The sequence below is a fragment of the Anaeromassilibacillus sp. D41t1_190614_C2 genome (genome assembly GCF_015558525.1).
GTDB lineage: Bacteria > Bacillota > Clostridia > Oscillospirales > Acutalibacteraceae > Anaeromassilibacillus > Anaeromassilibacillus stercoravium.
Map to the genome: position 1 here is coordinate 89771 of NZ_JADMOD010000001.1, position 11488 is coordinate 101258.

Annotated in this window: 11 protein-coding genes; all 11 read left to right on the forward strand. The window is 50.8% G+C overall.

Annotated elements, in window-relative coordinates; all coding sequences use genetic code 11:
* The first annotated feature begins 563 nt into the window (after positions 1 to 563).
* The 11 genes from I2G69_RS00400 (at position 564) to I2G69_RS00450 (ending at position 11425) form a co-directional block, all read left to right on the forward strand.
* The gene (locus I2G69_RS00400; RefSeq protein ID WP_087229831.1) at positions 564 to 1481 is read left to right on the forward strand and encodes an ABC transporter permease; all 918 of its coding nucleotides are present in this window, start codon (positions 564 to 566) and stop codon (positions 1479 to 1481) included.
* 18 nt (positions 1482 to 1499) lie between these two features.
* Complete coding sequence (locus tag I2G69_RS00405) at positions 1500 to 2558, forward strand: ABC transporter permease (protein ID WP_419761401.1); 1059 nt, start codon at positions 1500 to 1502, stop codon at positions 2556 to 2558.
* Between the two features lie 12 nt (positions 2559 to 2570).
* Positions 2571 to 3593: an ABC transporter ATP-binding protein gene (locus tag I2G69_RS00410; RefSeq protein WP_195560005.1), complete on the forward strand. Its 1023-nt coding sequence runs from the start codon at positions 2571 to 2573 to the stop codon at positions 3591 to 3593.
* On the forward strand, positions 3590 to 4558 hold the full coding sequence (locus I2G69_RS00415) for an ABC transporter ATP-binding protein (protein ID WP_195560006.1): 969 nt from the start codon (positions 3590 to 3592) through the stop codon (positions 4556 to 4558). The genes I2G69_RS00410 and I2G69_RS00415 overlap by 4 nt, the downstream gene beginning before the upstream one ends.
* A 111-nt stretch (positions 4559 to 4669) precedes the next feature.
* Positions 4670 to 6313: a peptide ABC transporter substrate-binding protein gene (locus tag I2G69_RS00420; RefSeq protein WP_195560007.1), complete on the forward strand. Its 1644-nt coding sequence runs from the start codon at positions 4670 to 4672 to the stop codon at positions 6311 to 6313.
* A gap of 81 nt (positions 6314 to 6394) precedes the next feature.
* Positions 6395 to 6556, forward strand: coding sequence for a hypothetical protein (locus I2G69_RS00425; protein WP_172749507.1), 162 nt, complete (start codon positions 6395 to 6397; stop codon positions 6554 to 6556).
* Between the two features lie 214 nt (positions 6557 to 6770).
* Positions 6771 to 7949, forward strand: coding sequence for an ABC transporter substrate-binding protein (locus I2G69_RS00430; protein ID WP_191406017.1), 1179 nt, complete (start codon positions 6771 to 6773; stop codon positions 7947 to 7949).
* A 124-nt stretch (positions 7950 to 8073) separates the two neighbouring features.
* Positions 8074 to 8955, forward strand: a complete 882-nt coding sequence (locus tag I2G69_RS00435; RefSeq protein WP_191395423.1) for a branched-chain amino acid ABC transporter permease — start codon at positions 8074 to 8076, stop codon at positions 8953 to 8955.
* A gap of 12 nt (positions 8956 to 8967) precedes the next feature.
* The gene (locus tag I2G69_RS00440; RefSeq protein ID WP_087229852.1) at positions 8968 to 9945 is read left to right on the forward strand and encodes a branched-chain amino acid ABC transporter permease; all 978 of its coding nucleotides are present in this window, start codon (positions 8968 to 8970) and stop codon (positions 9943 to 9945) included.
* A gap of 3 nt (positions 9946 to 9948) precedes the next feature.
* On the forward strand, positions 9949 to 10710 hold the full coding sequence (locus I2G69_RS00445) for an ABC transporter ATP-binding protein (protein WP_195560008.1): 762 nt from the start codon (positions 9949 to 9951) through the stop codon (positions 10708 to 10710).
* 10 nt (positions 10711 to 10720) lie between these two features.
* Positions 10721 to 11425: an ABC transporter ATP-binding protein gene (locus tag I2G69_RS00450; protein ID WP_195560184.1), complete on the forward strand. Its 705-nt coding sequence runs from the start codon at positions 10721 to 10723 to the stop codon at positions 11423 to 11425.
* The last annotated feature ends 63 nt before the right edge of the window (positions 11426 to 11488 follow it).

The following is an 11488-nucleotide window of genomic DNA, read 5'->3' on the forward strand; positions in this document are numbered from 1 at the left end:
ATCCTAAAAAGAACAAGTTCGTTTACGAAATTTAGGTTGGCTAAGATAGAAGGAAAGTATGCATTTTAAAATATAAAACTTGCATAAACAAGCTTCCGCAAACAGCGCATCAGCAATTGGGATGTTTGGCAAACGGCGTGATTTCTGGGTTTATTTGGCTCTATTTGCTTGGCCTCCCAAAGGGGGCTATGGAAAATGAAAAATAAAAACTTGAACTTGCATTTTGTTCATAAATTTGTTATAATAGATCACATCAATAGGACACGTCCAATGATGGAGGTGTCCTATTCAGCGTTATATAGCTACGAATCCTATTGAATTATCAAGGGTTATGTGTTACAATAATGAAATATTAATATTTTATTCCAATTTTTGACAAACTTTCTGTAGAAAATGTGGATTATGTCCATTGGTTTTGGTGCAAAATGTTGAATTTAGGGGATTGCCGGGGGGAGTAGTCTACAAGATTTGACGGCTTTTCCGAAGACCGGTTCAGTATGATGCACCGAGGAAAGAATGCAAAAAGAAGGCAGCAAATCTTTTAGACTAAGGAGTGGCAGACAGTGGCGAAGTATGTATGTAAACGTTTGGGATACGCGATTTTGACCATCTTTTTGATCTCTGTTATTACGTTTACAGTGATGAACCTGATCCCTGGCGGGCCGTTTTTGAGTGAAAAAGCGGTAACTCCCGCCACCCAAGCAGCTTTGGAAGCAAAGTATGGTTTGGACGTGCCAAAGCCCCAGCAGTATTTAAACTATATGAATGGACTGCTCCATGGCGACTTTGGCGAATCCCTGAAACAAAAAGGAAGAACGGCAAACGACATCATTTTTTCGACCTTCCCCGTATCTGCCCGCCTGGGTGGAATTTCCATTTTGGTTGCGCTGGTAGCGGGTGTCGGACTTGGCTCCGTCGCTGCCATGTGCAGAGGAAAGTGGGGTGATCAGTTGATTATGGTCGTCTCTACTTTAGGGATTGCTGTTCCGAGTTTTGTTGTGGCTACCGCGTTGATGAAAATCTTTGGTGTAGAATTAAAGTGGTTGCCAACGATGGGTTTATCAACTCCGCTGCATTACATCCTACCTGTGTTTACGCTTGCGTTCTATCCAATGGCCTACATCACACGCTTGATGCGTTCCAGTATGCTGGATGCACTCAACCAGGATTATATCCGTACAGCGCGGGCGAAAGGCGTCAGCAAATTTAAGATGTTGTTTAAGCACGCGCTGCGCAATGCGATTCTCCCAATTATCACGTATGCAGGCCCCCTGTTGGCCTTTACGTTGTCGGGCAGCTTTGTTGTGGAGAAAATCTTCAACATTCCCGGCCTTGGCCGTGAGTTTATCAATTGCATCACCGGGCGTGACTATCCCATGGTGATGAGCACTACGATTTTCTTGGCGACTTTTTTGGTGTTGATGAACGTTATCGTGGATATCCTCTACAAGATAGTGGACCCGCGTATTAAACTGAGATAAGAAGGGAGAGACGGTCTAATGGTGGATATTAAGCTGAAAAAAAATCCGCTGAGCCTCCAGCTTGACCCGGACGATTTTCTCCCGGCAAGCGAAGACGAGAAGAAACAGCTGGACATTATGCGCGAAAGCACAACCTTCTGGAAGGATGCGCTGAAGCGTTTTAGTAAGAATAAGGTGGCTATGGTTGCCGCAGTGGTGATCTTATTGGTAATCATTTGTGCGTTTGTTGTCCCAAACTTTTATCCTTATGAATACGACCAGCAGATCCGCGGCAGCGAAAATCTGTGGCCGATGCAGTATTCCGAGGAAGAGCAGGCGCTGATTGATTCAGGAGAAAGCGTTTTCCCCCATATTTTTGGCACGGACAAGCTGGGACGTGATTTGGGGATTCGCGTGCTCACGGGCGCCAGGGTTTCCCTTTTGGTCGGCTTGATTGCAAGCGCACTGGTTTTGTTGATCGGTTCCATCTATGGCTCTGTGGCAGGGTATTTTGGTGGAAAAGTAGACTTGATCATGATGCGAATCGTGGATATCATCTACTCGATCCCTGATATTTTGATTATCATTCTATTACAGGTTACTTTAAAATCCCCTCTGCAGGCGCTGTTTGATAGCAGCCCAATCTTTGACGGCCTCAATCGTGTGGGCGTCGGATTAATCAGTATCTTTATCACATTTAGTTTGTTGTATTGGGTGAGTATGGCACGTATCGTACGTAGCCAGGTGATGACGTTGAAGGAGCAGGAATTTGTCACGGCGGCCAAGGCGCTGGGCGCTTCAAATGGCCGGATTATCCGCAAGCATTTGCTTCCGAACTGTATTGGCACGTTGATCGTAACCGCCACGCTGCAGATTCCTTCCGCAATCTTCACAGAGGCGTTTCTAAGCTTCCTGGGGCTCGGTGTTGCAGCTCCGATGGCAAGCCTTGGCTCTCTCGCCTCGGATGCGATCAGCAGCATTAACTCGTTCCCATACCGTCTGTTCATCCCTGCCGTAGCCATCAGCATTATTATTTTGGCGTTTAACTTGTTTGGCGATGGCCTGCGCGACGCATTCGACCCGAAGCTAAAGAAATAGGAGATTTGTAAGATGAATACAGAAGATACCTTACTCGATATTGAAGATCTCCATGTTTCCTTTTTTACCCCCGCTGGCGAAGTCAAAGCCGTTACAAGCGTAACCTATAGCATGAAGTACGGCGAGGTGCTTGGAATCGTTGGAGAATCCGGAAGCGGAAAGAGTGTTTCCGCTTACTCCCTGATGGGGATCATCGCAGATCCAGGCAAGATCGTTGGGGGCACGATTTCCTTTAACGGTCATGAACATGTGGAAAAGATGACGGAAAAGGAATTCCGAAAGATTCGCGGAAGCGAGATCAGTATCATTTTCCAGGACCCGATGACCTCCTTAAACCCGGTTTATACCATTGGAAACCAGCTGATCGAGATGCTGCGCCTGCATACGACCAAGACAAAGAAAGAATGCTGGGATCGTGCGGTAGAGCTATTGCACCTGGTTGGAATGAATGAACCAGAAAAGCGTATGAAGCAGTATCCGCATGAGTTTTCCGGCGGTATGCGCCAGAGGGTCATGATTGCCATGGCGTTGGCCTGTGAACCAAAGCTTTTGATCGCGGACGAACCGACGACGGCATTGGATGTGACCATCCAGGCGCAGATTTTGGAACTGATGGTTGAGTTAAAGAAAAAAATCAATATGTCCGTTATCATTATCACCCATGATTTGGGCGTTGTTTCGGACGTTTGCGACCGCATTGCGGTGATGTATGCGGGCAAAATTGTGGAGATCGGTTCAACAGACGACATCTTCTACAACCCGCAGCATTGTTACACCCTGGGCCTGCTCAAGTCCATTCCGAAAATCCATGAGGATGAACATGAGCGTTTGATCCCGATTGAAGGCACGCCGGTCGATTTGCTCAACCCTCCCGCGGGCTGCCCGTTTGCATCGCGCTGCGACAAATGCATGAAAATTTGCCTGCGTGAAATGCCGCCCTATACGGAGATCTCCGAGGGACATGTCAGCGCTTGCTGGCTGATTCAGAAGAGGCAGATGGAAGAAGCGAAAGCCGAAGGGGGGAAAGAAGCATGAGTGAGAAACTTTTGGAGGTACAGCACCTTCAGCAGTATTTTCCCGTCAAGGGCCGGCTGTTCCACAAAACGTATGTTCAGGCGGTCGATGATGTCAACTTTCACATCGATAAGGGCGAAACCTTTGGCCTGGTAGGTGAGTCGGGCTGCGGTAAGACGACGACGGGCCGTACCATTCTACGCCTCTATGAGCCGACGGGTGGCAAAATCATCTACAAAGGGGAAGATGTTACCCACGTAGATTTTGCGCCATACCGCAAAAAGATGCAGATCGTGTTCCAGGATCCTTATGCATCCTTGGATGCGCGTATGACCGTTGGCGATATCGTCGGAGAGCCCATTGATATCCATAAGCTTGCGAAGAGCAAGCAGGAGCGCCACGACATGATCCTTTCGTTGTTGGAGCGCGTTGGGCTCAATTCCGAGCATGCAAACCGCTATCCGCACGAGTTTTCCGGCGGCCAGCGCCAGAGAATCGGCATCGCGCGCGCCTTGGCTGTGAACCCGGAGTTTATCGTCTGTGACGAGCCGATCTCTGCACTGGACGTTTCCATTCAGGCGCAGATTGTGAATATGTTTGAGGATTTGCAGCAGGAGCTGGGCTTGACCTATCTCTTTATCGCCCATGACCTTGCAATTGTCAAACACATCAGCAACCGAATCGGCGTCATGTATCTCGGCAAGCTGGTTGAGCTGGCAGGGAGCTCCGAGCTTTATAAGAACCCGATCCATCCTTACACACGTTCGCTGCTTTCGGCAATCCCGATTCCGGATCCGAAGGCCAGCCGTGCGAAAAAACGCATCGTGTTGGAGGGAGACGTTCCCAGCCCGGTCAATCCGCCGTCCGGCTGCCGCTTCCGTACCCGTTGCCCCTATGCAACAGAGCGCTGCGCCGCAGAAGTACCAGAATTTAAAGATTACGGCGGCGGACATTATGCAGCGTGTCATAGAATTGGTGAGATTTGATAAAATACCGTGTGGTCTTTTTGAGAATTCCGGTAGTTCTTGGGCTTTTAATTCGCAATTTAGCGGATTAAAATAGATTTATCCAATTTTAAAAACTGGAGGGATTTATTCATGAAGAAGATACTTGCAACCATCTTGGCAGTTGCCATGTTGGCGACAACCTTCGTGGGCTGCGGTAACGGTGGCGAAACCGCTTCGACTCCGTCCGACGACGGCGGTGCGGCTGCTCCCGAAATCACGGCTTGTATCGGCCCGGAGCCGGAGACTTTGGACCCGGCCCTGAACAAGTCCGTGGACGGCGCCTGCTATGCGGTCCATGCGTTTGAAGGCATCTACAAGTTCGATGAGAACGGCAACACGATTCTTGGCCAGGCAGAAAAGGTTGACGTCAGCGATGACGGTTTGACTTGGGACATCACCCTGCGCGACGACATCAAGTGGTCCGATGGTGAGCCGGTCACGGTGGACGATTTCATCTATTCCTGGCAGCGTGCCGCTTCCCCGGAAACGGCTTCCGACTATGCAAACCTGTTTGACGTGATCGAGGGCGGCGCTGATGTGTATCAGGGCAAAGCCGATCCGTCCACGCTGGGTGTTACAAAGGTGGACGACACCCACATGACCGTTCAGTTGGCAGCTCCCTGCCCGTACTTTGATAAGCTTTTGGCATTCCCGATCTATTATCCGGTTCGCCAGGATGTTGTTGAAGGCAACGACAGTTGGACCCAGGATCCTTCTACGTTCATCGGCAATGGCCCGATGATGCTGACCGATTGGAGCCACAAAGAGAGCATTACCTATGTGAAGAACCCGTATTATTATGATGCGGACAAGGTTACCGATAGCACTTTGAAGTTTATCCTTTTGGAAGACGACAACGCAAAGCTGGCAGCTTATGACAACGGCGAGCTCGACTATGTGTTCCAGCTGCCGGTTGACGAACTCGATGCTTTGAAGGAGCGCGAGGACTTCGGCACCATCAATGAGATTGGTACGTATTATCTCGCATTCCAGACGGAGAAGGAACCCTTTAATGATCCGAGAGTCAGAAAGGCTCTGACGTTGGCGATCGACCGCAACTACATTGTTGAGACCGTTTCCAAGCAGGGCGAAGTCCCGGCAGCGGCAATCGTTGCTGAGAAGGTTTCTGAAGGCGATACGACTTTCCGTGAGGTTGGCGGCGATTATTTCTCCACTGATCCGGCCGATTACGAGAAGAATGTTGAGGAAGCAAGACAGCTGCTCGCTGAGGCGGGTTATCCGAACGGCGAAGGCTTCCCGACCTTTGAGTATACTACGAACACCGCAACCCTGCACCTTGGCGTAGCAGAGGCTCTTCAGAATATGTGGAAAGAAGCGCTCGGCATCGAGTGCAAGATTGCACAGCAGGAATGGAATGTCTTCCTGGCAACCCGTCCGGCTGGTACGTTTGAAGTGGCCCGCGATGGCTGGATTGCAGACTACAACGATCCGCTTACCTTCTTGGAGATCTTCAAGAGCGATAACGGCAACAATAACTGCCATTGGAAGAACGCAGAATTTGACGCCCTGATTGACCAGGCGAAGGCAGAGGCTGATTCTACAAAACGCTTCGAACTCCTGCATCAGGCGGAAGATCTGTGGGCAGAAGAGATGCCTGGCGCCCCGATCTACTACTATGCGGACACCTATCTCAAGAAGCCGAGCCTGGAAGGCTATTGGGATTCCCCGCTGGGCTATAAGTTCTTTATGTATTGCACCAAGACAGCGGAATAAGATGCTATTCTGCTGAAACATAAGCCGAGGAGGCACCTTGCTTTGCGAGGTGCCTCTTTTTGTTTTGCATGGATGGGGAAAATGGAAAAGATAGGAAGAGCGCTTTGCAAGAAAAAGCAAAAAAATTGCAATGTTATCCTCAATATGCGTATAGGGCATAAAATGAATTGGGCAATCAGCCGATTCTTGCACAAAAGCGCGCATCTTGCCTATTTTGATATTGCAAAAGGATGGCCTGCGTAGTATAATCACAATAATGAACTGTATGTGAACGGATTAAACACGGCGCCGCGTGACCATTTTCACGCTGGATGAAATGGATCACCTGCAGTTTCCTGCGGTAAAACGCGATGGACGTAGGTGAAAGTTCCGTCCGGCAAGGCCACCCGGTCGTTTTCATATTAGAGGGATTTTGGCGCAAGGGTTTGATCCAAATTTGAAATGGGGGTTCAGAATCATGAAAAAGCGTTTTTTAGCAATGGTTTTGGCGGCGGCCATGATGCTGACGGCAATGGTCGGCTGTGGCAACGGCAATACACAGGATGGTGGAAATGCCAACAATGCCGGTGCAACGGGTGATACGATTAAAATCGGCGGCTTGGCTCCTCTGACCGGCGATGTCTCCGTCTATGGCGTGGCGGTTGACAACGGCGTAAAAATGGCAGTTGAAGAGATCAACGCAGATGGCGGCGTGCTGGGGAAGCAGATTGAGTACATCGTATATGATGAAAAGGGCGATGCAACCGAGGCGGTCAACGCTTATAATAAGTTGGTACAGAGCGACAATGTTGTTGCGATCATCGGCGACGTAACCTCCAAGCCCACGCTTGCGGTTGCGCAGCAGGCTGCAAAGGACAAGATCCCGCTGATTACAGCCAGTGGTACTGCGGAAAACATCACCCAGGCGGGCGAAAATATTTTCCGCGCCTGCTTTATCGACCCGTTCCAGGGGGAACTGATGGCTTCCTATGCCTCCAAGAAACTGGAGAAAAAGACTGCAGCCATCATTTATAACATTTCCGACGACTATTCCAAGGGCCTGTATGAGGCGTTTGAAGCGGCTGCCGGAGATCTTGGTATTGAAGTGGTGCAGGTCGAAGGCTACGGCAAAGGCACCGTCGATTTCAAGGCACAGCTCACCAATATTAAGAGCAAAAACCCGGACGTCATTTTCCTGCCGGTCTATTATCAGGACGTGGCCCTGATTGCCGTGCAGGCCAAGGAGTTGGGCATTGAGGCGCAGTTCCTGGGCGCAGACGGCTGGGACGGCGTCATCGGCCAGGTGGACGAGAGCAATATGGATGCGGTCAATGGCGCGTATTTCTGCAGCCAGTATTCCGCACAGAGCGACGACCCGAATTTGCAGGCGTTCTTGTCGAAATATAAGGAAACCTATGGCATGGATGCAAGCCAGTTTGCGGTATTGGGCTACGACGCGATGAAGATGCTCGCCCAGGCGATCAGCGAGGCGGGTTCCACGGATTCCGCCGCAATTACATCCGCGATGGCAGCGATCGACTTCACCGGTCTGACGGGTCACATGACCTTTGACGAAAACCGCAACCCGGTCAAGAGTGCGGCAATTACGCAGATCGATAATGGTGAGTATAAGTTTATCGAATACTACGAAAAATAATTTTTCGACAAATTTATACGAATTGTAAAACAGAATGGGACAAAATGGAAAAGAGGGCGATTGCGGTCACCCTCTTTTCCGGTTATTCAAAAGAAGAGCTAATGAAATTGAGGGAGGAGCAGCCATGGATCTTTTGGCGCAGGTGTTCAATGGGCTTGGCATTGGAAGTATTTATGCCCTGGTTGCACTGGGGTACAGCATGGTGTATGGCATCGTGCAGCTGATTAACTTTGCCCACGGCGACATCATCATGGTGGGCGCATATGTTACATATGTTGGTTTAGTAATGGCAGGAATGCCGCTTTGGGCGGCGGTTTTGGTTTCCATCCTGTTCTGCGGGGTGGCTGGTGTGCTCATTGAGAAGCTGGCATACAGCCGGCTTCTGAAAAAAGGCGCCCCCAGGATTTCCCTATTGATCACAGCGATCGGTGTCAGCATTTTCCTGCAGAACCTTTCGCAGCTGCTGTTTTCGTCCAGCGCGAAATCCATGCCTGCTATGTTCCCGAATGGGATGCTGGAGCTCGGGGCGTTGCAGATCAGTTCCAATACAATTCTCAACATCCTCACTTCAGTGGTCATGATGATTGCCTTACAACTTTTGGTCAACAAGACCAAGATTGGCAAGGCCATGCGCGCAACCAGTGAAGATGCGGGTGCGGCGAAGCTGATGGGTATCAATACCAACTCGACCATCGCCTTTACCTTCGGTGTAGGTTCTGCACTGGCGGCAGTGGGCGCCGTATTGTATTGCAACACATTCCACCAGATTACCCCATATATGGGCGGCATGTTGGGCCTAAAGGCGTTTGTCGCCGCGGTTCTGGGAGGAATCGGAAGTATACCGGGCGCGATGCTCGGCGGCTATATCCTTGGAGTAGCCGAGAGCTTGACCACGGCAGCGGGCGGCTCGCAGATCACCGACGCAGTGGTCTTTGGCATTTTGATCCTGGTCCTGCTGATCAAACCGGCGGGCCTTCTCGGAAAAAATGTCCGGGAAAAAGTTTAAGGGGGTGGCAGCATGAAACAGAAAAAATGGATTCCGAATGTCATCATCCTTGTTCTGGTGCTGGCGCTCTATATTTTACTCTCCGTATTAATCAGTGCGAATATTATCAATCCATATTACTCCGGCATTTTGACCATGGTCTGCATCAATGTGATTTTGGCTGTTAGCTTGAATTTGGCCACCGGCTTTTTGGGCCAGCTGGTTTTGGGACATGCAGGTTTCATGAGTGTGGGCGCGTATTCGGCGGCGTTGTTCACCATGTATTCCGGATTGCCCACAGTGGTTAGTTTCCCGTTGGCGCTGTTGGTCGGCGGCATTGTGGCGGCGGCCTTCGGCGTCATCATCGGCGTGCCGGCACTTCGTCTGAAGGGCGACTACCTGGCCATTTTGACGTTGGGATTCGGCGAAATCATCCGTGTGCTGATCCTGGCCATGCCGTTTACCGGCGGCGCAGCGGGCTTGTCCGGCATCCCACTTTTGACAACCTTCACATATGTGTTTATCATCGCCATTATAACCGTTGCGGTGATCTTTGCCTTTATTCATTCCCGCCATGGACGTGCGGTCATTGCCATCCGGGAAGATGAAATTGCGGCAGAAGCGGCCGGAATCCATACCACCTACTATAAGCTGCTCGCGTTTGTCCTGGCGGCGTTCTTCGCCGGGATCGCCGGTGGCCTCTATGCACATCATATCGGCGTTTTGGACCCGAGCAAGTTTGACTTCAACTATTCGGTGGAGATCCTGATTATGGTGGTTTTGGGCGGCATGGGCTCGATTACGGGTTCCATCGTGGCGGCGATTGTGCTGACGCTCCTTCCGGAGCTGCTGCGTGGCTTCTCCGAGTACCGCATGTTGATCTATTCCGTCATTTTGATCTGCGTGATGCTGTTTAAGCCCTCCGGCCTGTTGGGGCAGCATGAATTGTCCCTGACCAAGATCTTAAACAAATTCCGCGGCAAAAAAGCGGAGACAAAAAAGGAGGCGTAAGAAATGGCCGTTTTGGAAGCAAAGAATTTGGGAATCGCCTTTGGCGGCCTGCGCGCACTCCAGGATGTACAGTTCTCCATTGGCGAGAAAGAAATTATCGGCCTGATTGGGCCGAATGGTGCGGGGAAAACGACGGTGTTCAATCTGTTGACGGATGTGTATGTTCCCACGGAGGGGACCATCACCCTTGAAAACCAAAATATCGTGGGAAAAAAGACGTACCAGATCACACAGGGAGGAATCTCCCGTACATTCCAGAATATCCGCTTGTTTAAAGACATCTCTGTGATTGACAATGTAAAGATTGCCATGAACTTCCAGATGAAATATTCGGTCCTTTCCGGGATTTTCCGCCTTCCTGCATATCGCAGGGAGGAGGCGCAGGTGGCCAAGCGCGCGCATGAGCTGCTGCAGGTATTCAACCTGGACGAAAAGTCAGAGGATCTCGCCAAAAATCTCCCCTATGGACAGCAGCGCAAATTGGAGATTGCCCGTGCGCTTGCAACCAATCCGAAGGTATTGCTGCTCGATGAACCTGCTGCGGGGATGAACCCCACAGAGACAAAAGAGCTGATGGAGACCATCCGTTTGATCCGCGACCGGTTCGGGATTGCCATCCTGTTGATTGAACACGATATGAACTTTGTGATGGGAATCTGCGAGCGCATCTATGTGCTGGATTATGGCAAGGTGATCGCTGAGGGAAATCCGGAGGAGATCCGCAACAATCCGCGCGTGATTACCGCGTATCTGGGAGGGGAATGAAGACATGGCTATGCTTTCTGTGAAGGATCTGCAGGTCTACTATGGGTCGATCCATGCGATCAAGGGCGTCTCCTTTGAGGTAAACGAAGGGGAGATTGTCACATTGATCGGTGCAAATGGCGCGGGCAAGACGACGACACTGCATGCCATCTGCGGGCTGGTCAAGGCAAAAGCGGGAGAGATTACCTTTTGCGGTCAGAACCTGCGGACAACGGACCCGCATAAAATCATCCGTCTCGGACTGGCGCAGGTTCCGGAAGGGCGCCGAATCTTTGCGCGGATGACGGTGCAGGAGAACTTGGAGATGGGCGCCTATATCCGGAATGATAAGAGCGGCATCGACGAGGATTATGAATCCGTATTCAAGCGGCTGCCGCGCTTGAAGGAGCGCCGCAAGCAGATTGCTGGGACGCTCTCTGGCGGCGAGCAACAGATGCTGGCGATTGGCCGTGCACTGATGGCCAGGCCGAAGATGCTGTTGCTGGACGAACCTTCCATGGGCCTGTCCCCGTTGTTGGTAAACGAAATTTTTGAGATCATTCACGACGTCAACCGGTCGGGCGTGACCGTACTGCTGGTGGAGCAGAACGCAAAAAAGGCACTGTCCATCGCCAATCGGGCGTACGTTTTGGAGACGGGAACGATCTCTATGTCCGGCGATGCGGACACCCTCAGCCGCGATGAAAAGGTGCGCAAAGCCTATCTCGGCGGCTAACGATCCATTTTGTATACAAGTGAGAACCCTCTGTGTATGACCACGGAGGGTTTTTTATTTACA